Raw genomic sequence first — 26,155 nt, forward strand, 5'->3', positions numbered from 1 at the left:
GCCTACCCTGATTGCAATCCAGCTGAGCCCCGAAGTGCGGGTGCGGCAAGTTTTTTTGCGCAGAGCCTCTCCTGATCACGAGGACACGATCGATCTCCATTGTCCCCAGTGCTTCATCGCTTGCCGTTGACAGTTAGAGCGGCTTTACACGAATATGTGATCGAGGATCGATCAGGATCAGGATAGTTTGAACACAACAAATTCCGAAGGTCCCTTTTACATGCTGGATGGTTTGAGCACCGTGAGTTGGAAAGCGCCTCCGTGGTCGTGGGCATATTGGACGGCTTGATTGACCTGTTCAAGCGGAAATGTGGAGACGGAGAATGGTTCAAGGGTGAGCAGGCCACTGTGAATCAACTCAATGAGCAGCGAGGGCGCATGCCTTGGACACATCCATTGGCCGCGAATCACCAGATTGTTGCGCATCACGTAGTTATAAGGTATATCCAGATCGGCTTGCACGCCTCCCATCAAGACGGCTGTTCCTCCAGGGCGCACAGTCATAATGGCACGGCGGGTTGGTGCGGAATCGTGGATGGGTCCCAGGATATCCAGCAGGCAATCGATTGGACCTTCAGCCGCTTCCATAAAGCGTTTGCGGTTCATCGCTTCATCTTCAGATAAAGAATAGGCCGAATACGTGATGGAAGAACCTTCAGTAGCTTCTCTAAAGCGATTACTACCAGTCGCTTCATCTGCAGAAAGTAGCACAGGACGGACACGTGAACCGAATTGGTGTACGAGCGTGTTAAGAGCTTGCTCATTGCGCCCAGATGCAACGACGCGAGCCGCGCCCAGAGCCAAAGCAACGGCGACAGCGGCACTGCCGAAGTGACCGGTTGCTCCATTGACCACAATAACCTGTCCAGGCTGGAGGCCCCCAGCTAAGAACCCACCGTAGGAGACTAGCAGCGTATTCAGCCAGACAAGTTTGGCGGGATCAATGGAACGCACATGTTCAAGAGAGAAGGCATTCTCAAGGGGTAAGAGCATTTTTTCAGCAAACGAACCATTCCTGAAGTGTGCCTGGAGTTTCTGTGGTCCCTCGCCAGGAGCGACCCATCCTTGCAGCATGATATCTGGGGAAAGAGCATCATCACGTGACCGCACGGTGGGATCGCAGAAGACGAGCTGACCAGGTTTAAGTCGAGTAGCGTCGGGACCCGTTTTTTCTACAATACCGACAGCTCCACAGCCGGGAGCGAGCGGAAGCAATAAGGGATAGTGTCTTTGCCCAGTAAAGACTTCCTGTGCATAGGTCAGGACTGGAGCAGCTAGCACACGAACAAGGACTTCGCCTGCACCCGGCACTGGTTCAGGAATATCTTCAATGGCAAGGGATTGACCGATGGTTTTGAGAATTGCGGCCTTCATATACTATGTCCTTTCTGTATTTGCAACTTGACATTGCTGCTCTTATGCGAGCATGCTAATTCTGGTAGTAGCATGCCACAGGTTCTGAGGCTATACCAGAGCGTGCTAATACTGGTATTGGCACCACCAGGGAAAGGAGCGCAGCATGACAAATAACAACGAGCAACGTGGTGAACTGGCAACCTTCTTACGCACGCGCAGGGCTAGGCTGTCACCAACAGATGTGGGATTACCACGCACAGCACGCCGCAAGACGGTGGGACTCCGACGAGAAGAAGTAGCACAACTTGCCGGTGTCGGGGTCACCTGGTATACCTGGCTGGAACAGGGGAGAGAGATCAATGTCTCCGTCCAGGTACTCGATAGTCTGGCACGAACCTTACGGCTTTCTGCGGAGGAGAAAACACATCTGTTTCTTCTAGCAGGTCAAGTACCACTTCAGCATCCTGCACCTCAGCAGGAACATGCCAGTCCTTTCTTGCAGAAGTTTCTTGAGCACCAGGGAAGCAGCCCAGCCTATATTATGGGCCGGAGATGGGATGTGCTGGTCTGGAATCGTGCGGCGTGCCAGGTTATCGCAGACTTTGCAGCCCTGTCAGTAGGGGAGCGCAATATTGTGCGTTTAATCTTCACTAACGAGGAATTTCGCCGCCGCTTTGTGGATTGGGAGGGAATAGCGCAGCGGGTTCTGGCACAGTTCCGAGCGAGTAGCAGCCACTATCGCGATGATGAACGGTTGGGTGCACTGATTATGGACCTGCAGCATTGCAGTCCAGAATTTGCACGCTGGTGGCCGCGTCACGAGGTGCAAGGGAGACAAGATGGGCAGAAGGAAATCATTCATTCTCAGACGGGCTTGCTTACGCTCGATCATAGTACTTTTCAGATTGATGGCTCTCCTGGATTGAAAATGGTGATCTATCTTCCAGCAAATGAGGAAACTGCCAAGAAACTCGAACAGCTCTATAAACAGGGAAAAATTGCAGGAGGAGTGACACCCTAAGGGTGATTCCAGTGATGGTTGTGAAACACCACTGGAATCACGTATGTTGCTGTTGCTCAGGTTTGGTCTCCTATCTTGTCCGATTGGACACATTTCTACGCCAGTGAGTTCGCCCAAATTTGCGGTTCGCAGCCTCACGTGATCCACCATTGCAAATCGTTGCTGTTTTGTAGGAAGAACGCAGGTCACTCACAAACTGAGCAAGGACTGTGTTCAATCGCTCATCCCACTCTCCTTCGCTTTTGCCATCTTGCGATCTCACCTATGGGATATCGATATCGTTATCAACCGCACGCTGGTCTATGGTGCTCTCACCGTCTGTGTCCTCGGCCTCTACACGCTGGTGATAGGCGGATTGGGCACCATTTTGCAAGCGAGGGGTAACCTCATGATCTCCCTGCTGGCCACAGGCCTCATCGCGGTGCTGTTTCAACCTCTGCGCACCCATTTCCAACGCACTATCAACCGTCTGATGTATGGCGAACGAGATGATCCCTACCAGGTTATCTCGCGTCTGGGGCAGCGCCTGGAGGCGGTGCTTGCTCCCGAGGCGGTGCTGCCCGCGGTTGTTGAAGTGGTGGCTCAAACCCTCAAGCTGCCGTATGTGGCGGTTACTCTCAAGCAGGGAGAAGAGCTGGTTCTGGTGGCTTCACATGGAACGGCGCCAGAAGCGGTGCTCCACGTGCCGCTGATCTCTCAATCCGAGCAAGTAGGAGAACTGGTTCTTGCGACTCGTACCCCCGGCGAAGCGTTCACACCTGCTGAACACCGATTACTGGAGGATCTGGCGCGGCAGGCGGGCGTTGCCGCTCACGCAGTCCAATTGACGGAGGATCTCAAACGCCTGACGATCGACTTACAGAGCTCACGCGAGCGTCTGGTGACGGCTCGCGAGGAAGAGCGTCGTCGCCTGCGCAGAGACCTGCACGACGGGCTTGGTCCGCAACTGGCTAGCCTCACCCTGAAACTGGAGACCGCGCGCAACCGCCTGGGACATAATTCGCTGGCCGAGATGCTACTTGCCGATCACGGTGCAAACACAGAGCGCGGTGACCGATATTCGCCGCCTGGTCTACGGGTTGCGGCCGCCGGTCCTTGATGAACTGGGGCTGGTGGCGGCTTTACGTGAACAGGCAGTGCAGTACACCTCCGGCCCATCCATCCACTTTGACGTGCCCGACAGCTTGCCAGAGCTTGCGGCGGCAGTCGAGGTCGAGGCGTACCGGATCGCTCTGGAAGCTCTGACCAATGTCGTTCGCCACGCTCGGGCGCGCTCTTGCACTATCCGCCTGGAGCTGAATGAGGCGGCTATGACGCTGACCGTGGAGGTGCGGGACGACGGGCAGGGGTGTTTGAGAGATTGCCAGCGTGGCGTGGGCCTGACCTCGATGCGCGAACGAGCGGAGGAACTGGGCGGGTGGGTTGTGCTTGAGCCTGTACCAACTGGAGGGCTTGTCGTGCGCGCCCAGCTTCCCTGCGTGCTTTCGTCTCCTTTCCCTGTATCGGAGCGTCCTCTCTCATCACCATCCTGACAGGAGGCTTGATTATGGACCCTATTCGCATCCTCATCGCTGATGATCATCCACTTTTTCGCAACGGCATGCATGGCCTGCTCGACTCGGTTGCCGAGACGACTGTGGTGGGGGAAACCACTACTGGCGAAGAAGCCATTGCCCAGGTAGAGACTCTGCGGCCCCATATGATCCTTATGGACATCAAAATGCCGGGGATCAATGGTATCGAGGCCACTCGCGCGATCCTGGCTGCGCACCCCGGGATCAAGATCCTGATGGTGACGATGTTGGAAGATGACGAATTGGTCTTTGCCGCTATGCGCGCGGGCGCTCACGGCTATGTACTCAAAGGGGCGAACCAGGCCGAGATTATGCGGGCCATTCACGCTATCATCAATGGAGAGGCCATCTTCGGCCTGGGTATTGCCCGGCGTGTGCTCAGGTTCTTTTGGCTAATCGCGATAGTGCGTGGAATCGTGTGACAATTTCACAGAAGAAACAAGGATGTGCAAATGGGGAAGAGTCCATATAATTTGCTTGCTCCTCGGCAGTGTGAAGGTTGTGGCAACACGTTTCAACCACAACGGCGGGACCAAGCATATCATAGTCAGGCTGTAAATTTTGAAGAGAATGGCTTTACGGTGGTACGTGGCCCTGATCTGCTCTGGGGTAGGATGTGGGTACGGGCAATTGTCCGTTTTGCCCGTACCCACATCCTACCCCAGAGCGCCGAAGGCGAAGATTCGTATGTGCGGAGAGCGTCTGCCAAGCATGAAATAGCCATGAATGGCTTAGGTAATGTGTTGCGTTCAGGCCATGAACGTTGTAATCTGTGGTGAAAAGTATTGTCGCGATAGGTGTTATCGAAGGAGAGCCATGTGAGCGGTGACGTGCTGCCTCTGCTGCCAGTGTTGAGACCTAAACTGCATTTGCCACGCCTGAGAGCCTCTATGGTGCCGCGTGAGGAACTTCTGGCGCGCCTGGACGCTGCTTCGGAACACACACTTACCCTCGTCTCCGCTCCGGCAGGATATGGGAAAACAACGCTGGCGGCGGCATGGGCATCCAGGCGGAATACCTGTCAGTCAGCACCAGTGGTTTCCTGGTTCGCTCTGGATGAGAGCGATAACGATCCTGTTCGCTTCTGGCGCTATTTCATTATGGCCTGTCAGGTGTTGCATCCAGGCGTAGGGCAGGCAGCACTGTCTTTGCTGCAATCGCCACGTCAGCCGCCACCTGAGCGCCTGCCTGAACTCATGCTGGCCGCGTTGTTTAACGACTTGAGCCACTGTCAAGGCGTCGGAGTTGTAGTGCTGGAAGATTACCATCTGATTACCTCGCCGCAATTGCATGCGTCGCTTGTACGCCTGCTAGATCTCCCATCATCCGCCCTGCGCCTAGTCATCCTGACGCGGAACGATCCCCCTTTGCCCCTGGCACGCCTGCGCGCGCATGATGATCTCTATGAGTTGCGCGCCACCGATTTGCGCTTCTCGCTAGAGGAGACTCGTCTCTTCCTGGGGCGCGCACTGGCACGTCCTCTCGCCTATGAGGTCGTGCAACATCTCGCGGAGCGTACGGAGGGCTGGCCGGTCGGCATACAACTGGCGGCGCTGGCCCTGCGCGGTCATGAGAACGCGCCGGAGGCTGAAGAGCTTCTCTCTACTTTCTCTGGCAGTCACCGCCATATTCTGGAATATCTGGTAGAAGAGACGCTACGCGCGCAGCCGGAGGAGCTTCAGACCTTCCTGCTCCAGACCAGTTTGCTTGATCGTCTGACGGCCTCGCTCTGTGACGCGGTAACAGGTCGGAATGATAGCACCCTCGTGCTCGACCAGCTAGAGCGCGCGAACCTGTTCTTGCAGCCACTCGACGGCGCGCAAGCGTGGTATCGTTACCACGCGCTCCTCGCCGAAGCCATGCGACATGAAGCTCGTCGTCGCCTGGGAGAGAGCGAGATACACGCTCTTATGAGTCGGGCCAGTGCATGGTACGAGCATGAGGACATGTTACCGGAGGCGATTGAGGTCGCCATGCAGATTCAGGACTTTACTCGCATGACGCTTCTGATTATGCGCCTCGTTGAGCCATTGGGCAACTACTTTGAGCATCAGACGCTCTGGCGCTGGCTGAGAGTGCTTCCCATGGAGATCCTGCACGAGCAACCCGGTCTGGGCTTCCTCTACGCGGCGGCGCTCCTCTTTACCCAGGATCGCCACGCTCCGGTGACGAGAACGCGCATCGAGACACCTCTGCGTCTCGCCGAGCACTACTGGCGTGCCGAAGGCAACCTACAACGCCTGGCACAGATTCAATCGTTTCGCGCGCTGGTTGCTCTGTGGCAGGAGGATTATGTTGAGTCGTTCCGCGCAGCTCGCGAGTCCCTGCTACACCTGCCGGAGCATGAAGTGCAGTGGCGTGGCATGAGCCTGCTAAATGTCGGTCTGGAAGAGACATTGAAGGGACGACTTATCGAGGCTGGACGCCTCTTCGCTCAGGCCCGGCAACTGCTCGCATCTTGCGACTCGACCGCGCCTATGCTCGCGGCGATCAGCGGGCAGGGCGACATATGCGTTCTACAGGGCAAACTGCACCAGGCGAGTATGTTTTACCAGCAGGTTCTTAAGGAGATCGAGGAGCGGGTCACGGAAGGTTACTGGCTTGATGATAAGGGATTCGCGCTGCTCAGGCTGGGGCGTCTTTCCTATGAATGGAACGAGTTGGAGCAGGCCGAGCGGAAGGCTCACGAGGCCCTGGCTATAGCTGAGCAGCGGGACCTCGAAGAGCTTCAAATCCGGGCCTTGCTACTCCTGGCGCTTGCGACGCTTGCGCGCGGTGAACATGCTGATTATGAAGAGGCGGAGCGAGAGGCAGCGACGCGCCTTGCGCGCTTCCAGAGGCCACGTCTGCAACGTGAACTACTGCTTGAACAGGCGAACCTAGCGCTTGTGAGCGGCGACCAGCCTACAGCACGACGCTGGGCCGCGAATCTCCCGCGCGATGACGAAGACTTTACTTACCTCATTCGCGAGCGAGAAGGCATCGCCCTGGCTCGCCTTCTCATCGAGCAGGGACGCACGCCAGAGGCACTACGCATGCTCGAACCGTGGCTTACTGAGGCTCACGAGGGAGGACGTGCATATAACGAACTGGAGATACTGGCACTCTCGGCCCTGGCCCACGCCACGGGATCAGATCAGGAACAAACCATGTCCCAGTCCCGACGCCTCCTACTCCTGGCGCTAGAGAAAGCTCAGCCGGAGGGCTATCAGCGGCTCTTTCTGAATAAGGGCGAGCCCATGAGAACCTTACTGCGCGCTACCCTGCGTGACATACACGAGGAATCGCTACTGGCCTACGCTCGCAAGCTCATCCAGGGCTTCTCCGTGCCTGACAGCGATCCTGGCATCCCCGACCTGCTCAGCCCACAGGAGTTGCGCGTCCTGCGCCTGCTCGCGGCGGGCCGTTCCCGTCCAGAGATCGCACGCGAACTGGTTGTCTCCATCAACACCGTCAAAACGCAGGTCAAGAGCATCTATCGTAAGCTGAATGTCTCCACGCGCAAGGATGCCTACGACACAGCCCAACGCCTAGGCTTGCTCTAACCCATTGATGTCACCCTATCAAAATCATCCTCACAATCACCCTCTCCGGGTGATAGCGAGTCCCCTCCTTCATCCGTAATTGTTACAACGCGGACATCCCGCGAGGAAAGATATAGAATGAAGGAGAACTCTATGTTTCGTAAGACCCTCATCATTTTGTCCATATGTAGCGTCGTTCTCCTGAGCCTGGTCGCCTGTAGTAATAGCGCGGCGAGCGACGCTCCCAACACCGTTCACATGAGCGATACTACCTTCGTCAAGTCATTCATCACTATTAAGAAGGGCGAGAGCATTCATCTTGTCGCCGACACCTATACCCGCACACTATCGCCAATGGGACCTGGGAGGGCACAACGGCCAAGTCATCCAGCGAAGCTGGCGCACCCACAGTTCAGGATTTACAGATTAGCGGTAATAGTTCGGCTGATATCGGACCCTTCAATACGGCTGGCACCTTCCATCTTTACTGCACCATCCACGCGGGTATGAAACTTGAGGTGATCGTCAAATGATAGAAGAGAGCAAACGCAACCCTACAGATACAGTACACCCAATCAAGCGCGTCTATGGCATCGTCACTCGCGTGTTTCAGGTTATATATATCATTGTTACCTGGCTCTTTGCCCTGTGCGTGCTCATTCAGGCGTACTTCGCGGGCCTGGGCATCTTCGATAACGGAGGGTGGCTGGGAGTGCATTCGGGGCTTGGCTGGATGCTAGCCATGTTCTCGATATTCATGCTGATCCTGCTACCGCTGGGACGCTTCCCACGCAAGGTCGTGCTTCTACACCTCTTGCTGGTGGTGGATGTGATCTTCCAGGTAGGGCTGGTATCGTTCTTGTACGCCTTTCACGCGCCCGCTCTGACCGCGCTTCACCCGGTCAACGCGCTCCTGCTCTTCATCATCTCAGCACTTCTCGGCTATAGCGCGTTCAGTTGGACACGTTCGACGCGACAAAGCAGGGGTGATTGAAAATGTGGCACACCATTTGCATCAGTCTGCCATCGCTCACGCGCGAGCAACAGCACACCTTTGATCGACAATTGCGCCTCGCTCTGCGCGACTATGATACAGAGGTCGATACCATTGATATTGGTCTCTTCTTCCTGCGCTACATGCGGCCCGACGAGACGGCGCTCATCCTTGAAGAGCGCCGCGCCCTGGTCCAGCGTAATCTGATCCGCGTCCATGATGAATCACGGGCGCGGACAGAGGAGGAATACACGGACATCGTCCAGCAAATCATTCGTGAGCACATTCGCGTCATGCTTCGCGCCGAACTCGAATGGATCGAGAGCACACTAAAGCGCCTGCGTGCTCTCCACAGTGCTTGACATTAATGACAACGCTCTGACATCCTTGTTACAAGGAATGATGTCAGAGCGTTGCATCAATTCAAGTCCCTCTGTTTCCAACGCTTTCCAGATGACACCTCACCGTGCATACTTATACGAAGGCAAGATCCAGCTTCCTCTCTTAGAGATCGATAAGGTCCAGCGGCGAGAGGTCTCATCATGATTGCTGGTGCCCCCGATTGGAGAGTTCCTGATCAAGAGATTCCTGAAAATTCCGCATGGCATCGCGATACTGCTGCTCTGCGGCGCGTTTTGTCATCTCCTCAAAGGTCAGGTTCTCCAGACGTGTCTGAATCCACCACAGGTTGCCAAAGGGGTCACGAACGCGTCCCACTCGGTCGCCGAAAGCCAGGGAAGTCATCTCGGTGACCGCAGTTGCTCCGGCAGCGAGGGCTTGCTGGTACACTGCATCGCTATTCGGGACATAGAGGCGCAGGAAGCTGGGAGTAGTAGGCCACTCCTTTCGCGCATCAAACGCCATGATGACACTATCGCCAATTTCATCGTGTAGGAGGGAGCACGGTACCCAAGCGCAAGCGTCAGCAACGAGAGCATACCGAAGATTGGCAGACTATTCAGCAGTACACACTCTGGACGGAGCAAACGGCCTATGAACTGCTGCGCCCTGTAGTACTTTTCGGCGATCCGGCCATTCAACGGGCAAAAGAGACAGGTGAGCCGCGCACCAGCCTGGAGCGCAAAGCAGATGACTTTGACGAGCAGGGGATGGTCAGCTTTTTCGCCTCCAGGCCGCGCAAGCAGCCGCAAGAGACTGCGCGAAGCTTGCCACCAGATATGCGTCAGTTAATACTCGAGGGCCATATTCGAGATTTTCACCCACAATTGGGTCATTTTGGCGGCATCATTGGCGGCCCTCCCTGCCAAGCATTTAGCAGGTTCAAGTACCTAGTCGAGTACAACGGCTACCAGACCGCTCCTAATCTCATTCCTGAATTTGAGTGGTGCGTGAAAGAGGCTCAACCAGCCTGGTTCATCATGGAGAATGTACTGGATGCGCCGTTACCTGTTGTCCTTGGCTACCAAGTTCAATCACAATTGCTCAATAACCGTAAGCATGGCGGTGGCACCCAGAGCCGGACGAGACGCATTTCCTTTGGAACACGCGACGGGCGGCGGCTCCTGGTGCCAGAGACGCCAGAGCCGCAAGAATAGGTACTGGCTGCCTGTGCCAGTGGTGGGGTTAAGCCTGGTGTAGATCGATCTCGGACATCGAAGGCAAATGAGTTGGGGTACAAGTCGCGTGCCGCCTTTGAGGAGATGCGGCGTGCTCAAGGACTGCCTGATGATTTTGAATTGCCTTCGTTTACGGTTGCAGGAGCCGTGAAAGCGGTTGGCAATGGGGTTCCTCTTCCATTGGGGCGGGCCATTGCCAAAGCCGTTCTAACGGCCATGTCGGCAGTCTCGGGGGATGCGTCATGAGACTGTTGCTCTCTGTAGCCAGGTCGCGAGGTTTTTCGCAGACCATCTGTCAACAGCACTTTGGCGCGGATCGCTTCAAAGCTGTATCCGCGTCCCATTCGTTGGGTTAACTTCATCAACCCGTTCAGGCTCTCGGTATATCCGGCGGTGTAGCGATAGGTGAAGTAGCTAAAGATGGCGTCTCCGTAGTGCCCAATCGCCAGTGTCAGGGGCAAAAAGGCTTCGTACATATCAAGCGTGATCGAAGCCAGCCAGGCAAAGTAGCGTTGCAAGGCAATCTCCTGTGTTGGGGCTTCATAGATGCCGTAGAACGCTTCTTTGAGATGGTAGGCTGCCTGCAATCGAGGAAAGTTGTTGAGCCACGCTTCAACAATCAGTGTTTCTTGCTCGTCCAGGTCGTGCGCACGCCTGAGCAACAAGAAGCGATCATGCATGAGTGTTCGACGTTGCTTGTCTGTCAGGCTCTTACGGGTTTGTTTGCGAACAGTTTCCAGACAACCGGAAAACAGCTTGAGAACGTGAAACTTGTCTACAACCAGTGTGGCGTGTGGCAAGGCTTCACGAGTTGCATCATGATAGCTTGCCCACATATCAGTGCAGACGACAGTAATCCGCTCTTTGGTGGTATCGGGCAGGCTACACAGGTAGGTGAGAACGCTTGGTTTGAGCCTGTCTCGAAGCAAATCGATAATGTGGTGGTTCTGGACATCAGTAATGACGCAGCGGTATTGGTGCAACAAATACAGTTCATCAATGCCCAGATAGAGCAGCTTGTCATCTGGAAAGCGCGGCTGAATGGAGGTAGCAAACTCGTTGAAGAGAACGCGAATGGTGCTCTCGACGACTCCCACTTCATCAGCAATGCTGACAAACGTTCTCCTCAGCGCTTCTTGTTGGATGTAGCTCACCATGCGATGTGTCATGAAGTGGCGTTCATCCATGCAGGAAAGCGGCTCGAAGAAGGTGTGGCGACAGGCACAGCACCGATAGCGGCGGCGCTCGACGGTAATACCAACGCGCTTGCCCCGAATGGGCAAGTCCAGAAACAGTTGTAGTTTCGTCTCATGGCGATACAGCTTGTGATGACCACAATGGACACACTGAAGCGGTGGCGCGATGGGCGTCACCTGAAAGTGAAAGTGGTGTTTTTGTTCATCGGTTGCCAGAGTACGAAAGTCAGCCAGGCCCAGGAGGTCCAAAAGCATCTCTCCCATTGCAGAGTATTACCCAAGAAATTCTCAGCAATGAAAGTAAAAGTGGTAGCAAGGGAGAGACGATTACGAGAGGCATCCTGTTTCTTTTCCACGCACTATCGCGATTTCTGGTTGTCTTGTAGAGGTGTGAAAAATGAAGCGATTCCACGCGGTATCGCGATTAGCCGTTCTTTTCCACCTCCCGCCCGGCCGTTGCGAAGCAGGTTTTCTCGGAGCTCAGCGAGCGGGAAATGGAAATGCTGACTCTGATGGCTCAGGGCCAGAGCAACCAGGAGATTGCTGATTTGCTGGGGCTTACACTGAAAACGGTGCGCAACCATGTCTCCAACATCCTCAGCAAGATGCAGGTGGCAGACCGGGTACAGGCAGTGATCCGGGCGAGGGAAGCCGGATTAGGCCAGGTGGGAGAGGATCGTAGGCTGCGATGAAGATCCTTCCATGGTTCACCAGTACATCCGATCGGTATTGCCGTTTCTCGTTACAAATTCCCCATTCGCGGCGGAAGAGTCGCTTCACATGTTTATTACTACTGAGGAGCAGATATGGTATACTAGCTTTATCTATGATCTTTATTGCAATAGAGTCGCAAAAGGGGATCACCAGGCTGGAACAGATCGTAGCGGTTGCGCCCGAAATAATTGGAACAGTGGTCATTGTTCCTGCGGAGGTTTGCCAAGATGGCAGAAACAGCAGAGGATGCCGCAAACTGGCGTCTTACCGAGGAGGAGAAAAGAGCGTTGGTTCCTTACACGGCAGCCGTGCTGCTCTTTGCAGCGGCTCTTGATGGATTTTCAAATGATCCTGTTCGCCAGTTGCTGAGTCGACCACCCTTTCTCCAACTCAGTGAGTGGCTCCTGGCACATCCAGAAGCAATACGAAGCTAGTCGGAACTTGAGTTAGCATCTTCTCACTTCTCACAAGTTGGTAGCAATTCGCGCACATTTTCAGAGAACCATCTTTCCTCGAATCGTTGTCCTCTCAAAGCAATGGATGCCCGCTGAATGAGCACATTTTGGGGAAAGATACCAACGATGATCGACTTGTTCTTGGAAACAAGATGACGAGCACATTATTTACAACATTTCCTCTTGATACCTTAGATGTGGAGCGGCTTCTCCAATGGAAAATGGTTGAGCTGATCACTCTTCGCACCGCTTGACCACTCTTCACTCTAAAATCGGGTCTTGGTCACTTTCGGTGGAAAAACACAGCAAAAGATCACTGTAGAAGCCACCCAAGCTCTCTCTTTTCAATTGATGATGAGCTTTTCCACCGAAAATGAACAAGAGCCTTAAAAACCGTCGAACATTCGCACTATTTACCAGCACAGCCATTGGCAGCAGATCAAGCCGCTCCACAAGCGAACATGTGCACACCATTTTTGTCAATTCGGCACGGGAGAAGGCAGGCAAATTGAAGATACTGTTAGCGCCAGCAATCTTTGCGAGAGAAGGCTATTTTGTTGTAGTATAGACGTATGACTATGACTAACAATGAAATCTCCGGTGGTATTGTCCACGAATTGCCAGAGGACTTACGAGAAATCCTCGCTTCTGACGCGGAGGCGAGAGCCTCATGGGAGGATCTTACGCCTCTTGCGCGCAATGAATGGATATGCTGGACGATCTCCGTGAAAAAACCAGAAACCAGAAGGCAGCACGTTGAAAGGGTGCGCACGCAACTCAAAGAGGGCATGCGCCGACCTTGTTGTTGGATGGCTGTATTCACCGCACGGACAAGTCAATAAGCCCGTCGGTGCAGTGGGTGCTCGATAAACAATCTAAAAAGTCATCATAAATGATGACTTTTATAGAATAAGGGCTCATTTTGCTTTTGACTTGTTCAGCACCACAGCTTCCAGAATGAGTGCTTTTAACGCGGCCTCATTGATGGTGTCATCTTCGTGAAAGTCGATTGCACGAACTTTTTTGCTATCTAGGCGCGTGTTAAAGAGCTTTTGCGGATCTTTCATCTGAGCACCCTTGGGGAATGTTAACCTTACGGCATTCTTGAGAGTATCGCAAAAGCAGAGTATTCCATCATGAGACCACACGGGGACTCCCTCGGGTCTTGAAGGCTTTTTCCACTTCACTTCTTCAACTAAGGCAGGATCAGCTTGCTTGATTAAAGCGCGCAGCCGTGACAACATCTCACCCCGCCAATCGTCATACTTTTTGACTATGATGTTTATCTGCTGAGCAGCAGACGTGTCTTCCATATGCACCTCTTTCTCTTATAGTTGCTACAGCATTCTATCATTACCATCTTTCTTTGTGGTTTGAAAGAGACCGAGCTCATGGGGTTGGCGAACTGGCGAACCCGATCCGGGATGCGGGATCGGTACCTTCCTTTCCTCCTTCCAATTTACAAAATCTCAGTGAAAGAAGCTAGATGAGAAGCGGCTTTCCAAGAAACATGAGTTCCTATGCTCAAGATTGGGGTCTGCCCACGGGATGCGCAACGAGATGTAGCTCAGCATTAATTTGGCTTGAGAGTGTTCTTCGCTGCCCTCTCGTTTTCATAAAGCAGAGGTTTTCTGATCCTTTACCAGCAAAAAGCCGGAGCGTGAAACGACCTGTGAAGACACCTCAATCAAAAACACATCTCGTTGCGTATCCCGTGGGCAGATCCACTTTTCGCGTCATTTACCAGAAGCTCTAAAACTGCGGAGAAGTTGGAGTTTACAGAGCAACGAGAGGAATAAACTATGCAGATTATGGGGTTCTATTACCTGAAAGGCGATCACGCCTTTCAGCCAAAGTAATGTCGAGAGGTTATTTGCATGGCCGATTTGAATAGTCCCAAAGTTCAGAAGATACTCAACTCGAAAGCGTTCGCGCATCTTGCAACAATTGGCGCTAAGGGAGAGCCAAATTCATCAGTGATGTGGTTTTTGTGGGATGAGGAATACATCAAGTTTACCCATACCACTGAACGTCAGAAATATCAGAATCTCAAGCGTGATCCGCGTGTGGCTATCACGATTACTGACCCCGATGACCCCTACACTTATGCCGAGTTTCGTGGGGTGGTTGATAAGATCGAGGAAGATCCCACTGGAGCCTTTTACAATACCCTGGCAGAAAAGTATGGCTCCTCCTCGCGCTATCGTGGCGATCCGCGTGTGGTTTTGTGCGTAAAGGTTGACCGCATCCTGGGGTACGTGTAGGCGGTACTGCTCTCTCGTGTCTGCAACTTCTGCAACTGGCTGGTTGCAGAAGTTGCAGACACGAGTTTTTTTAGATGCAATTGCCCTGACACATACCTATACATCTTTCTCATGCATCTCACCTATCCATCGATCAGGGAAACACAGAAGCACTGCTTCTTGAACAATATGCCCCGTCATGCAGAAGACACGCCCTGACTGGGATCTCACTCAACCCAGCCTGCGCGAAAACTAGAAAGGCGACAAGACCTTGCATCATCCCTACAAGGCAGCCAGGCAATAAGCTTATAGAGAAAGAGGATGCCCCCCCTGGCTTCATCAGGGGGGGCATCCTCTTTCTCTATAAGCTTATTGCAACTTATTCGCGGAGTGCGTATTTGTACCAGGTGTCGCGTCCTCGCTGGAGGCCAGTTCGCACATCTTCTGGATCGGTCTCAGGCCAGACGCTTTGCAGGCACCAACTCACGCCCGCGTCCTTGTAGTCGATTAAAAGCGCCTGAGCATCCTCATCATCATATGCGGCAAAGACATTGCTACTTACGACTATATCCAGTGGTAGATCGGATTCACGGTGCTCATCCATAAAGGCTCGCAACTGGACAACCTCTTCTGGCAAGATTTCTCCTAAGGTTCCATCTTCGCGTTGGGCAAAGGCATTCACACCATCCCAACGCGCGGCACGGAGCATAGGTCCCTTTCGCGGCCAGGTTCCAGCTATCCAGACTGGAATGCGCGGCTGCTGGAGAGGAGTGGGTAGGAAGGTGATCTCCTGCACCTGGTAATGTTCGCCACTGTAGCTAAACGGCTCTCCGCTCCATAAACCATTCAGGATATCCAGGCTTTCGTCGAGCAATTTGGCACGTGTGCGACTGTCTTGCTCCTCACCAAAATGGGTAAAGCCCTTATCACCCTCGTCGCCAGCACCTACGCCAAGAATCAAGCGGCCACCAGACAGGCGATCCAACGTGGCCGTTTCGCGCGCGACCTTCCAGGGGCGGCGGCGCGTCAGAGCCGTAACCATGGTACCGATGTGAATGCGCTCGGTGTTCAACGCGAGGGCCGTTAGCGCGATCCAAGGGTCACATACCTCCTGGCTATCGGCCTGGTAGTGGAGTGTGTCCCAGAGAAAGATACCATCCCAGCCATCCCTTTCCGCCAGAAGCGCCAGGTCAACCAGCGTAGCAATATCACTATATCTGCCGACATTGGGCAGCGCCAGACCAAATCGCATATGAAGTTGTTTCCTTCCCGCCCTCTTAAGCGAAAACGTACTGTTATCTGTATCGAATTGCCAGAGCATACAGCAAAAACCAGGGGAGGGATGCAGGGCATCCTCGAGGATGCCCTGCATCCCTCCCCTGGCAATCTCCCACTTAGCCTTGGGAAGATGTTGGTGGCGAAAGGACCACCACTTACCGATCGACAATCTCCACTCCTGGATGGAGTTGGATTTCGTACGACCGGCTATTGATCATACCCACTACCTGGGCATTATCTCCAGTACTTGAGAGAGGGACCCATTCTCTTCCTTGCTCGGACAGAGATGCCAAATACTCAATCTCCCATGGCAAGGAAATGTGGACTGTCACTCCCTCTTGCCTCTTCATCAACCGCATGAGCCCTCCTTGTTCCATAGCCCCCCCTTATTGTACCGCATTCGACGCCTCGCCTGACGCTCCTTTTCCTCAGCCCAAACCCACGACTAGCAGCCATGGCAAGAATTCAGCCCCAGATCACGCGACGGCTCTGTTCAGTGAGTAAAAGGGAAGAGATGTCAGCGAACCACCGAGGTTTCCACGCCACGTTGAGAGGAAGAACCGCTGGGGATCAACACGTGAATACCTGCATCTCCCTCACATTGCCTGCTGAGTGCCGCACGAGATTTTGGCTGTCTTAGTCTGTTACAGCAACGTCTCTCTGTGATGTTCCTTGTCATGAGTAGAGCCTTCAAAACAGTCGATTACACCCAGGCGCTCGCGCCTTTCCGTGCACCTGGGTGATTGTTTTCCTCCCGATCATCTCGTTGAAGATCATTAAATCGAGGCAGGAGACCCCCGCATTCATGCGCGGGGAGGAATGCCCAGTCCTTTTCAGGCGCATGGGTGGCGGGGCCTGCCCTCTCCTTTCCGGTTTTCCTGTGTTGCCTAAGAAGAGATGTGTATATGTTCGCGAACAGGTCAGCACAAAGGCACTCCTCTGACTCAAGAGAAACTGTTTGTGATGCATGGATACCTGCATCGGTCGAACTGTTCAGCATGCACGGATCGGCATGAGGGCCAACGCCCTGTACGCTAGCTCAACCTGTGTACCCTTTTCCGTGTGGGGCGACTTCCTCCAGGAAGTGGCGGTTGGTTGAACCGCTTGTCACCCGTCCTAGTGGTGTTCAGGCTTGTCCTGAAGGCTAACGTATCCTTCCCTGATCCACGGGTAAGCGTGAGGAGAGATACAAGCCCCCGGCTTTATGTACGGGATCTTGATAGAGGTGAAAAGTGTGTTGTAGGATACCAATGGAGAGGCAGCGAGGAGGAGCTCCCCTCGTTCCAGGGAACTGAAGACCCCTGCCCGGCTTTTGGGTGGACCCCTCACGGCTGATTGGGCGATGCGTGAAGGACCCCTCATACGCATCTGGGTTGATCCCTTGTACATGAATGGGTGCGCCGCATCGGCAGTTCCTTGCCTCTCTCACCGGAGCTTTGATTGCCGCTTGCCTCCTCCTGTTCACGCCAACGTCATGACGCGCCGGTTGAAGACTGAAATGACATCTTTGGGAAGAGAGAAAAGCATGATCATTTTTTCGCTTCAATGGCACATCAATTCTCTGAGCATGCTTCTCAGGCGGTGTCAAGGGAAAGCGAAGCGACCTTGATAGCGCCTGAGAAGCATGCTACACTCGCAGAGCCATTGAGGCAAAACGCCCTTCATCGGCTTGAGATTGTACCGGTACTGACACCTACACATACTCTTCTTTTCCTGGCCAAGATCCCATACGCATCAGCCGTGGGGTCTGGTGACTAACCTTCAGGGAGACGTGGCAGAACAGAGGAGAGCCTCCCTTAGTTTTCTACGAAGCAGCCGTTTTTGCCTTCCGCTTGCCGTCAGTGAGGACACTCTTCCCACATTTTGCCAGGTACATCTCCATTTCGGGCGAAGGCACCAGCTTTGAAGCTAAAGCATTCGCAGATGAAGGCAGGGCTTCTTCGTTGAGCTGAGCGCGGTTCTTCACGCGCCCGAGCAGGAGGAAACTCCACGCCAGTCCAGTTCCCAGCACCGCACAACCGATCCATAAGGCGAATCCCCATTGCTGAAGGACCAGGCCTCCCAACAGAGGACCAGCAAAGGCAGAGAGGCCCCAGGACATGCGTGCCACCCCCTGGTACAGCCCACGCTCAGTGGTAGGAGAAAGCAGAGCAACAATCGTGGCTGAGACGGGGACAAAGATGATTTCCCCGATCGTCCACACCAGAACCGAGCCAGCATACAGAGGAAGCGAAAACAGGGAGTCAGCGAGAGCGGTCAGGCCGAATCCCGCCCCCAGGAGCAAGACCGATACCGCGAGGGCCTTGAAAGGGGCAAAACGCGTCAGCAGATGGGAGAGTGGCAGGCCAAGCAGGACCACCACGATCCCGTTGATAGAGATTACGAGGCCATAATGCGCGGCATCCAGCCCATGGAGCTGCATATCTGCTGGCAGCGTGGAAGAGTATTGAAAGTATATGCTTGTCAGGAAGAAAGACAGACCAGTATAGAGCAGGAAGCGACCATTCCGCCAGATTCCGGACGTACTCGCCGCCTGTTTGAGATGAGGCACTGAATGCATGGAGGATCTGGTCGCGGTTGGACGTGTTTCCGGTAGACCGAGGAAAATCAGCAGACAAAAGAGTACGGTCCCGATGCCATCGGCGCAAAACAGGATGGTATAGCCAATATATGGGACGATGATACTTGCCAACAGGGGAGATGCGGCCATGCCCAGATTATAGGCCCAATACACCAGGCTATTGGCCTGGGCCTGGCGCGCTTGCGGAATGAGATCGGCCAGCACCGCATTCGACGCGGGGCGATACCACGAGATCCAGAAGCCCATCAGGAATGTGAGCAGCGCAATCAACCAGGTCTCCTGAATACAGGCCAGGGCAAAGGTCGTCGCGGTCAGGCCCACCAGGCCAGAAAGAATGGTGGGGCGACGTCCAATCCTATCGGCTAGCACTCCTCCAAGCAGTGCCGAGACGCACGAGCCAATCCCATAGAGTGCGACAATGGCCGACGCCTGGCTTACCAGAAGATGTCGGACGGAGACCAGGTAGAGCGATTCAAACGGGAGGACAAAGGTGGCCGTTCCATTGATCAATGTCCCAAACAGCAGGTACCAGTAGGCTCGGGGATATCCCGTGAACATCGCGAAAGCATGAAACATGGTTCGCTTTCGATGTGCCGCAGGGATTTCCTGTTTGGGCGCATCCTGTTCTTCCATCAGGGCGCGCGATTCTGCAGGCAGAACAGTCCGTCGCGAACGTGTTTGCTGTCGATCTTTCTGAGAGATCGTCATGGGGTTGGGAACCGGGCGTAAAGCACGCTCAAAGAACGTCAGAACCCGTGTGCGATACGCCTGACGATCCGCGAAATACGCCCGACAGTGCTCTGCCCTGACACCTGCCAGTGTTCAGTAGAATCAGGCGCAGCCGCAATCAACCGCTCCAGTTCCTGGGGTTAACCGTCGTATCTCGTCCTCCGTGGATCAGCAACGATCGGACACCATAGAGTAAAAGCGCCATACCAGTAAGGATAGAAAAGCATATCCTTAAGAAAAGCGTGGGGTCAAACATCATTTCTTCACCAATCCTTCAGAGTCATCACATCCAATGAAGCATATTCTTCGTGTAAACAACATGGTGAGTGTGTACCACAACCCTCCTTCTTTGCTCTACAGAGGCAAGCAGAGAGAACACTCCCTGGTAGACCCCCTCACACACGGTTGCGAAAGCGAGCTCGAAACTCCATAAGGCATGCCGATGGGGCGTCCTGTACGCCCAGATGAGGCGCAATTCCTCGGGCCCCGGCCCGCCTGAGCGCAAGGTAGTGGCTTTGTGCCGTTTTTGTGTCGACCCATCCAAGGGCCGGGGGAACATCGAGTGTTGCCACAGCAAGCCCGGCTAGCAAGGAGCTTTTGATCTGGTATGGAGTGCGTCCTCCCCACCTTTCCTCAGCTTGTAAGAGCAGATCTAGCATCGATCCTTTTTCAACCCCCCGGTGCGCCTGTACTGCTGTGGGGAATGTCAGCTCATCTACCAGGGGGACAAGGATGTCCTCGTGTGCTCTTACCCGAGCCAAAAGCGGCTCTGCAACAAGAGGCGAGAGCCCGGAAAACCTGAAGACGATCGTACCAGCGCGAATGCGATCGATGTTGAGCTGTTCAAGAAAACTCCCTGTCCCAAGCAGAAGCGTTGCCTCGTACACAGCATCTGGAGCGCTTTCGCCTTCTTGCAGCGTGTCGATAAGCAGTATTTCCCCCTCAAAGCCAGAGGCGCGTAGTTCTCTCACAAGCCGCTCAATCTGTGCCTGCTGACCCGGCTGAGAACAGAGAATTACGGATGCAGGATGGGGCAAAGTTACAAGCAAAAGGCGAAGGAACGTGCTGGCAAGAGGGTCAGATCCTACTGCCACAATCTGTTTACGACGCAGATCACGGGCGACGCGAGCAAGTATCCATTCAAGCGTGAGCAACGCTGCAGCGCTGGTAGTTGCATCTGCAGTGGTGAGCCTTGGCCGATCATCTGCCCGCAAAACCTGGTACTCCTGGATCAGCTGCCCTTCATGCGTGACAGAGGCAAGAGGAGTAGAGAGGGAAACACTTCTGGCACCACAGGACCGGGCAATGGCTACCGCCTGGCAGGCCTGCTGAATCAGCTTCTGTCGCTGCTCGTCGTCATCAGCATGCGAGATCGCTATGGGCAGAAGTATATTTCCTACGCGCCCAAGTGGCGTTGTCACAATGTTCGTGAGTGTAGGGCGTCCCTGGTGCCAGAACCGCAGGAGCAAGGCCTCCTCCTCTTGAAGAGGAGGAAGACAATGAAGCGCTACGGTCTCAAGGGGAGCCTCGCGTTGTGTAAGCACGTTCTCAAGGAGCACATGGGAAAGCGGGAGCCACTGCTGCTCCCCTTGAGACCGTGGCGATGTTTCCTGCGGATGGATGGAGTGGGAAACTATATGCATCATACTCTCATCTCTTCTCTTTATAGACAACATATCCTTCTGTTGTCATTGCCAGACAAACAAGACCGCGATAGAAAACTGCCTGTCCTCTGGGGCGTTTATGAACGCACAACTACCGTCAACAGGACAGATCAGGAACACATGGAAGCGAGAAAGGCACAGTATCTGTCAGCTGGTTCTCCTCCTGAGAATCGGTTTCCGCGACGAGAGACACATCGCTCTGCGGCACAAGGCAGGAGAGGTTCTTGAGCGTCTGAAGAATCATGAGCGGCGTTTGCCAACGTGTGTACTCCGTCTCCATATGTTCAACCAGGTGGCAGAGAACATGATTGGCTTGAGGATGCACCAGTCGAACCTGTGACAGGAGTTCTCCATGTGCACGCTCTACGCCTACTCCATCCTGTGGAAAAAGAGGGGACAGCACCATTGTGAGCTCTTGAGCAGCATTATAGGAAATGTCGACATCAGTTGAGGCCAGGTGCTTCAGGAGAGAGAGAGGATAAGCGCATGGGAAGGGAAGAAGAGCGAATCCCCGTAGACGCTCTGCCATAACCACGTGCCACTGAAGCGCATCGAGCAAACACAGGCCAAACCGGCCTACTGCGACCACATGTATATCGTCCAAATGAAGAGTGGTATCGCACAGGCTTGCCAGGTCCTCAACCCAGGCGGAAATGGTATAAGCAGACTGTTCCGCTGATTTGGAAGAAAAACCGTGCCCAAGGAGATCCGGCGCCACAACGTAGTAGTGGCGAGAAAGAGATTCAAAGTAGGGGGTAAACACGGCACTACTTTGCCACTCGCCATGAAGCAAAAGCAATGGTGGGTTCTCAGGGGTGCCTGCGAAACGGCACCATATTCGTCGTCCGACTGAGTGAAGAGGAACATGCTGATCAGAGCAAGGTAAAAGGGATGTTCCCATCGCGAAAAATCCTCCGATTTTACCAAAATTTTGTAATTTGGCTAGACATACTATTGCTCTGTCGACATGTCTTCAGTGTGTAAACCGTTGCTATGAAAGCGTTAGATGATGAAGCAATCCTTGATCCATTCCTGGCACTCAGTCAGCCATCATCACTACCACCAACATGGTCCAGGGTGCTCCGGTCAACATCGTGAAGTACGTGACTAAGTGTACTTGAAGCAAAGGAGACAAGGGAAGATGAAAACCACCCAATAGTGGACGAAGTAATTCCCAATTCTGGGCGAAGTGCTATCCATGTGTGCAATGCCCCAGGCGTTTACTCATTCAGGCGCTAGATTGCTGCTCTCTTTTGGCTCATCCTGGCAATGGCGAAGCACATAGCCATGCCCTTTGACGACAACCAGTTCAAGAAATGGTGGCAATTTCTGCTTGAGTTTGGACACGTGCTTCTGTAGCGCCACAATATCTCGCAAGTCACAGCGAGAGACATCAAGACGAAAAGCATAGGCAGCCAGGTCACGAAAGGAGAGTTCTTGCTCAGGATGGTGAAGGAACGCAACCAGAAGGCGGCATTGCATCGGGGTACAATGCAGTTGAAAGCCCTCAGTCAGCTGTTTGCGCTGAAAAATGTAAATAAAACGTTCGTGGAAAATCAGCGCCTTATAGGACCAGCATGAGAAGAGGTCTGGATATCCACTGATCCATTGGCGATACTGCTCATATGTGCCTCCCTGAGCAAAAGTCATTGCTTCTTTCTTCTCATGAAGGCACATCCTTATTTCCCTCTGCTCTCTACGGGGGTCGTCGCTCGTTGCGCATCGCGTGGGCTATCGGAGGGCAAACCACGCTGTATCCTCTTGATTTTCCTTTAAAATAAAAAGGGAAAAGATAGGTTGAGAGGAAAAAGATAGGCAATCAAAATTTCAATCAGAAGGACAAAACCTTGATTGTTATATGCAGGGGCACCCATGCATATAACAATCAAGGTTTTGTGCCGTTCGTGGTTCCTCTGCTAAAACAAAGATGCTCTTCCTTCTCCCTTTCACTTCAGGTCCACTTCCAAAGCGGGTCAATCCCACTCTTCCAAATCGGGTCAATCCCACATGTTGCCATCTTACTCCCTGATAATCTTTGGGTGATGGCAATATTTGTGTTCTCATCTGCCGATCGAAGCCAATAAGCTCAAACACCTGAGTTCTTTAAAAGCCTAAGGAATCGCCGAAATTTCTTGAAGCGTGCTCTTCCTCAAGACGCCATGCTATCTTATCTCTTCGGGGGTCGCATTCAAGAGTTGTTGCGCAACAATGTAGCCTGATCCTCCATTAATTCCATGCCCTGGCCATGTTGCTGCTCCCAACAGAAAGAGATTTGGCACTGGGGACTTATGCCCTGGTTGACCGGGGAGCGGGCGGAAGAGGTAGCTCTGAGCCAGATCGTGTGCACCTCCGTATGGATCACCAGGGCCTTGATTGGGGCTAAACTGTGCCAGTGTATCGGGTGTCATCACAGTGTGACCGATAATAGCGCCAGGAATATTTGGAATATGCCTGCCCACAATATCAATGACTCGCTCTGCAAAGCGTTCAGTAAGGTCGTGTGTCCATGTCCCGTCACCTACATCGATCAGATCGGCAGCGTCACCCCGAGGGTGACAGGGCACCTCAAGAACCTGAACGCGCATAATGGATTTCCCTTCCGGTGCGCGTGAAGGATCGAGGTTCGTTGGGCAATCCACAGTAAACGTTGGTTTCACCGGAAGTAAGCCAGCCATTCCCTGGGCAATGGCGAGGGTACACCCATCGAGTCCATCCGTTAAGTGTGGCTGTCCCACGCTGTTGAAGCGCTCATCTGGCCAATGTGGCGGCTCACTAAGCGCCAGATGAATCTGTACACATCCACGTCCATACCTGAACTGCCTGGCCTGTGTACGCAGGGATTCATCGACATCTGTATCAGCAAGCAGTGAGAGGTAGAGCTGATCTGGATTCATTGAAGCAACTATAGCCTGGCGCGCACGGAACTCTTCACCGCTAGATATGCGTACGCACGAAGCTTGACCGTGTTCTACAACGATACGATTGACGTGAGCCTGCGTGCGTATGACTCCTCCCTGATCTATTACCAATTGTGTCAGGGCGCGCGCCAGCATTTCGCTTCCCCCCTCGGGTATCGGCATGCCCCCTCCCATTAATGCCAAGATGGCGAGTTTGACCCAGATACCGCTGCCAACTTCGTCGGGAGTGCGTCCCATATGCATGACCCAGGGGGCAAGCATTGCACGCAAGACTGAAGACTGGAAAGGACTGACCACAGTGCGCGCAGTATCAAATAACGAAGCAGCAAAGGAGGAATAGCCGGAATGCTTCTTATCATACAGTAGACGCGTAAGGATCTCCTGTGCGCTAGGTGAGGTAAGATCCAAGTTAAATAGAGAGAAAACATCATTCACATAAGGGTTGAGCGATTCCAGGAGACGAACGAGGGCAGCTCCATCGCCAGGAGCAAGTCGCTCCGCCTCTGCGATGAGTGCCTCGATAGAGCGTGGAAACACCGCTGTTTGACCCTCTTCCAGGGATACACCCGTTGGGAGATCGGTATTCAAATAATGTAATCCCCGCTTTGCCAGTGCGTCTCCGAGATCAGTATAGGCTGGTCCAGTGAGGAAGAGGGGATGTGCAGCAGAATAGACGTCGTGTTTAAAGCCAGGAAGTGTCAGCTCATCTGTGCGAACTAGTCCCCCTGGGCGGTCATTTTTCTCCAGCACGAGGACACTGCGTCCCGCGCGGGTGAGGTAGGCTGCGGTAACGAGTGCATTGTGACCGCTACCAATAATAACGATATCATATGTTTCCATCGTGTGCGCTCCCTGCTATATGGGTAAAACTACTCCGATCGCATATACTAGAGGCTTCCTAATGCATGAGATTTTCTAAGTATACATTAACGTTGATCCTACTCGGGTATGCTAGACGCATCGAAGAATTCCGCACAACATGTGCTGAAAGGATAAAGTTCCTGTATTGTGCTACTTTTAAATGCTATACGTTTGCTCTTTCATTTTTTAACTGATACATATTTTGACAGAGACCAGGAGCAGCGAAATATGAAAAGCGACCGGAGGCAAATAAGCTCTCCGGTTTCTAGCATTCGTGTTCATCTCAGGAAAGCCCTGCAAATCTATCCATCTTCGTCATTGCATTGAACACAGCATTGACCTGTATCTCCTCGCCTGAAGAGACTCGCCCAAACGACGAAGCGAGCCGTTGAAAGCGGGTCAGTTGCTCTTTTTCGAGTTTGGCGAGATCCAGGGCAATATCCGGGTGAGGCCAGAATCTTTCCTCCGGGTCTTCGCCTTTTTGGGGAAGCGGAGCATAGATGGAGCGATTTGCAGAAAATGCTGCTGGCATGGGCGCTCTATCTGTTCGCCCAGGTTGGTAGGTATCTTTCATCTTCTGAATTCTGCTGGCCATCTCGGCAAAAAGGCGACCATGGAATGCTTGCACTTCATCTAAGAATTGAGCGCGGGTCAGGTGGATCTGGCCTTTTTGCGCGGTCCAAGCTGGGATAGTGTCGATGTATAGCTTGCGATTATCCCAACAGGCCTGGATATGCTGACCATTATTCCAGAACCAGAGATGTGGCCCTGCGATCAAAGGATGTGTGTCGAGCTTCCGATCATACCACCAGCTTGATGCTTGTAGGTAGGTGTCCCACATTTCCCTCCCAGCTTGTTCTTCCTCTTCTGTTTCCTCTGCTTCCCCACTCGGTTCGAATAATGTTTCCCATTGTCTGATACGTTCCTGCCATTGATTCACCTGTTCTTCTGTTGCTAACAGCTGCGCAAGCCTGGGAGGAAGCGGCTCAAGAATACGGGGTAAAATGTCCAAAAGATCTTGCCAAAAACGGACGACGTAATAGTCGGCATAAGGGAGACGCCTGGGCTCATCCAGGTATTCCTGTTGCCAGTAAGCCAGAAGCTCCGGGCTATAACGGAAGATGTCATCCTTCTCGTTGACGTGCAACCAGTACCATCCTTCTGTCAAGCCAAACCAGTTCAGATAGAGATGTCCCTGATAAACCCAAGGGGTTACCTCGGAGAGTGCGCGCAATTGGAAATTGAAGAGCATACATCATCCCCATGAAAAAAATAAGAAGTTTTCACTGTATAAACGTTTCTTCTCGAAAGAATCTAACATCCTATCCTGGAAATCTGGAATCAAGAGGCACCGTTCTGGAGTGTCAAAATCGATTTGCATAGTGCTAAATGTTACCTCAATAGTTACCTTCTTTCTTCATATGTATCTATACAAATAACATGCTTCGTGGCAAATATCCTTTAAAAAAT

Annotated in this window: 25 protein-coding genes and 2 pseudogenes; 16 read left to right on the forward strand and 11 right to left on the reverse strand. The window is 53.3% G+C overall.

All coding sequences use genetic code 11. From position 1 onward, the window contains the following. Positions 1–216: 216 nt before the first annotated feature. On the reverse strand, positions 217–1,374 hold the full coding sequence (locus JMJ04_RS21210; RefSeq protein ID WP_201372500.1) for a quinone oxidoreductase family protein: 1,158 nt from the start codon (positions 1,372–1,374) through the stop codon (positions 217–219). Between the two features lie 145 nt (positions 1,375–1,519). On the opposite strand from JMJ04_RS21210, the gene JMJ04_RS21215 reads away from it, so the two are divergent. The 9 genes from JMJ04_RS21215 (at position 1,520) to JMJ04_RS21255 (ending at position 8,831) form a co-directional block, all read left to right on the forward strand. Further along, positions 1,520–2,377, forward strand: a complete 858-nt coding sequence (locus tag JMJ04_RS21215; protein ID WP_201372501.1) for a helix-turn-helix transcriptional regulator — start codon at positions 1,520–1,522, stop codon at positions 2,375–2,377. Between the two features lie 388 nt (positions 2,378–2,765). Then, on the forward strand, positions 2,766–3,476 hold the full coding sequence (locus JMJ04_RS21220) for a histidine kinase (RefSeq protein WP_236038229.1): 711 nt from the start codon (positions 2,766–2,768) through the stop codon (positions 3,474–3,476). After that, a complete protein-coding gene (locus JMJ04_RS21225) occupies positions 3,427–3,909 on the forward strand; it encodes a sensor histidine kinase (RefSeq protein WP_201372503.1) in 483 nt (160 codons plus the stop codon). Before JMJ04_RS21220 ends, JMJ04_RS21225 begins: the two co-directional genes overlap by 50 nt. A gap of 14 nt (positions 3,910–3,923) precedes the next feature. Continuing rightward, positions 3,924–4,373 carry a response regulator gene (locus tag JMJ04_RS21230; RefSeq protein WP_201372504.1) on the forward strand — a complete coding sequence of 150 codons (450 nt, stop codon included), beginning with the start codon at positions 3,924–3,926 and terminating at the stop codon, positions 4,371–4,373. A 30-nt stretch (positions 4,374–4,403) separates the two neighbouring features. Further along, positions 4,404–4,730 (forward strand): hypothetical protein, encoded by a 327-nt coding sequence (locus tag JMJ04_RS21235; protein ID WP_201372505.1) that lies wholly within the window; start codon positions 4,404–4,406, stop codon positions 4,728–4,730. 39 nt (positions 4,731–4,769) lie between these two features. Continuing rightward, the gene (locus tag JMJ04_RS21240; RefSeq protein WP_201372506.1) at positions 4,770–7,496 is read left to right on the forward strand and encodes a winged helix-turn-helix domain-containing protein; all 2,727 of its coding nucleotides are present in this window, start codon (positions 4,770–4,772) and stop codon (positions 7,494–7,496) included. Between the two features lie 132 nt (positions 7,497–7,628). Further along, positions 7,629–7,985 (forward strand): hypothetical protein, encoded by a 357-nt coding sequence (locus JMJ04_RS21245; protein WP_236038230.1) that lies wholly within the window; start codon positions 7,629–7,631, stop codon positions 7,983–7,985. A gap of 19 nt (positions 7,986–8,004) precedes the next feature. Then, complete coding sequence (locus JMJ04_RS21250; RefSeq protein WP_201372507.1) at positions 8,005–8,469, forward strand: DUF6220 domain-containing protein; 465 nt, start codon at positions 8,005–8,007, stop codon at positions 8,467–8,469. Positions 8,470–8,471: 2 nt separating this feature from the next. After that, positions 8,472–8,831 (forward strand): hypothetical protein, encoded by a 360-nt coding sequence (locus JMJ04_RS21255; protein ID WP_201372508.1) that lies wholly within the window; start codon positions 8,472–8,474, stop codon positions 8,829–8,831. 178 nt (positions 8,832–9,009) lie between these two features. Here JMJ04_RS21255 and JMJ04_RS21260 read toward each other — a convergent pair whose 3' ends face one another. Further along, positions 9,010–9,333, reverse strand: coding sequence for a VOC family protein (locus JMJ04_RS21260; protein ID WP_201372509.1), 324 nt, complete (start codon positions 9,331–9,333; stop codon positions 9,010–9,012). A 245-nt stretch (positions 9,334–9,578) separates the two neighbouring features. Here JMJ04_RS21260 and JMJ04_RS21265 point away from each other — a divergent pair, with 245 nt between their 5' ends. Both JMJ04_RS21265 and JMJ04_RS48760 read left to right on the forward strand, forming a co-directional pair. Then, positions 9,579–10,025: a DNA cytosine methyltransferase gene (locus tag JMJ04_RS21265; RefSeq protein ID WP_201372510.1), complete on the forward strand. Its 447-nt coding sequence runs from the start codon at positions 9,579–9,581 to the stop codon at positions 10,023–10,025. A gap of 105 nt (positions 10,026–10,130) precedes the next feature. Next, complete coding sequence (locus tag JMJ04_RS48760; protein ID WP_420799520.1) at positions 10,131–10,292, forward strand: DNA cytosine methyltransferase; 162 nt, start codon at positions 10,131–10,133, stop codon at positions 10,290–10,292. Positions 10,293–10,354: 62 nt separating this feature from the next. On the opposite strand, the pseudogene JMJ04_RS21270 reads toward JMJ04_RS48760, so the two are convergent. Continuing rightward, positions 10,355–11,506, reverse strand: a pseudogene (locus tag JMJ04_RS21270) (ISL3 family transposase); the annotation flags it as partial. Positions 11,507–11,721: 215 nt separating this feature from the next. On the opposite strand from JMJ04_RS21270, the pseudogene JMJ04_RS21275 reads away from it, so the two are divergent. The 3 genes and pseudogenes from JMJ04_RS21275 to JMJ04_RS48765 all read left to right on the forward strand — a co-directional run. Then, positions 11,722–11,934, forward strand: a pseudogene (locus JMJ04_RS21275) (helix-turn-helix domain-containing protein); the annotation flags it as partial. A 249-nt stretch (positions 11,935–12,183) separates the two neighbouring features. Further along, complete coding sequence (locus JMJ04_RS21280) at positions 12,184–12,390, forward strand: hypothetical protein (protein WP_201372513.1); 207 nt, start codon at positions 12,184–12,186, stop codon at positions 12,388–12,390. Positions 12,391–12,989: 599 nt separating this feature from the next. After that, positions 12,990–13,253, forward strand: a complete 264-nt coding sequence (locus JMJ04_RS48765; protein WP_201372514.1) for a YdeI/OmpD-associated family protein — start codon at positions 12,990–12,992, stop codon at positions 13,251–13,253. Between the two features lie 75 nt (positions 13,254–13,328). On the opposite strand, the gene JMJ04_RS21290 is transcribed toward JMJ04_RS48765, so the two are convergent. Next, positions 13,329–13,724: a DUF1801 domain-containing protein gene (locus tag JMJ04_RS21290; protein WP_201372515.1), complete on the reverse strand. Its 396-nt coding sequence runs from the start codon at positions 13,722–13,724 to the stop codon at positions 13,329–13,331. Positions 13,725–14,288: 564 nt separating this feature from the next. Here JMJ04_RS21290 and JMJ04_RS21295 point away from each other — a divergent pair. Continuing rightward, on the forward strand, positions 14,289–14,675 hold the full coding sequence (locus tag JMJ04_RS21295) for a PPOX class F420-dependent oxidoreductase (protein WP_201372516.1): 387 nt from the start codon (positions 14,289–14,291) through the stop codon (positions 14,673–14,675). Positions 14,676–15,033: 358 nt separating this feature from the next. Here the strand turns inward: JMJ04_RS21295 and JMJ04_RS21300 are convergent, their stop codons facing one another. Next, entirely contained in the window at positions 15,034–15,906 is an 873-nt protein-coding gene (locus JMJ04_RS21300) for an LLM class flavin-dependent oxidoreductase (protein ID WP_201372517.1), read from the reverse strand. 90 nt (positions 15,907–15,996) lie between these two features. Between JMJ04_RS21300 and JMJ04_RS21305 the strand changes: the two genes are divergently transcribed. After that, positions 15,997–16,146 carry a hypothetical protein gene (locus tag JMJ04_RS21305; RefSeq protein ID WP_201372518.1) on the forward strand — a complete coding sequence of 50 codons (150 nt, stop codon included), beginning with the start codon at positions 15,997–15,999 and terminating at the stop codon, positions 16,144–16,146. Between the two features lie 1,590 nt (positions 16,147–17,736). On the opposite strand, the gene JMJ04_RS21310 is transcribed toward JMJ04_RS21305, so the two are convergent. The 6 genes from JMJ04_RS21310 to JMJ04_RS21335 form a co-directional block, all read right to left on the reverse strand. Beyond that, positions 17,737–19,146 carry an MDR family MFS transporter gene (locus tag JMJ04_RS21310; protein ID WP_201372519.1) on the reverse strand — a complete coding sequence of 470 codons (1,410 nt, stop codon included), beginning with the start codon at positions 19,144–19,146 and terminating at the stop codon, positions 17,737–17,739. 491 nt (positions 19,147–19,637) lie between these two features. Further along, a complete protein-coding gene (locus JMJ04_RS21315; protein ID WP_201372520.1) occupies positions 19,638–20,888 on the reverse strand; it encodes a thioester reductase in 1,251 nt (416 codons plus the stop codon). Positions 20,889–21,003: 115 nt separating this feature from the next. Then, complete coding sequence (locus JMJ04_RS21320; protein WP_201372521.1) at positions 21,004–21,807, reverse strand: alpha/beta fold hydrolase; 804 nt, start codon at positions 21,805–21,807, stop codon at positions 21,004–21,006. Between the two features lie 323 nt (positions 21,808–22,130). Next, positions 22,131–22,556: a helix-turn-helix domain-containing protein gene (locus JMJ04_RS21325; RefSeq protein ID WP_236038231.1), complete on the reverse strand. Its 426-nt coding sequence runs from the start codon at positions 22,554–22,556 to the stop codon at positions 22,131–22,133. A gap of 512 nt (positions 22,557–23,068) precedes the next feature. Next, positions 23,069–24,664 carry a phytoene desaturase family protein gene (locus JMJ04_RS21330; RefSeq protein WP_201372522.1) on the reverse strand — a complete coding sequence of 532 codons (1,596 nt, stop codon included), beginning with the start codon at positions 24,662–24,664 and terminating at the stop codon, positions 23,069–23,071. A gap of 304 nt (positions 24,665–24,968) precedes the next feature. Continuing rightward, positions 24,969–25,937 (reverse strand): DUF5984 family protein, encoded by a 969-nt coding sequence (locus JMJ04_RS21335; RefSeq protein ID WP_201372523.1) that lies wholly within the window; start codon positions 25,935–25,937, stop codon positions 24,969–24,971. Positions 25,938–26,155 lie beyond the last annotated feature (218 nt).

This window comes from Ktedonobacter robiniae, assembly GCF_016587375.1.
Classification (GTDB): Bacteria; Chloroflexota; Ktedonobacteria; order Ktedonobacterales; family Ktedonobacteraceae; genus Ktedonobacter; species Ktedonobacter robiniae.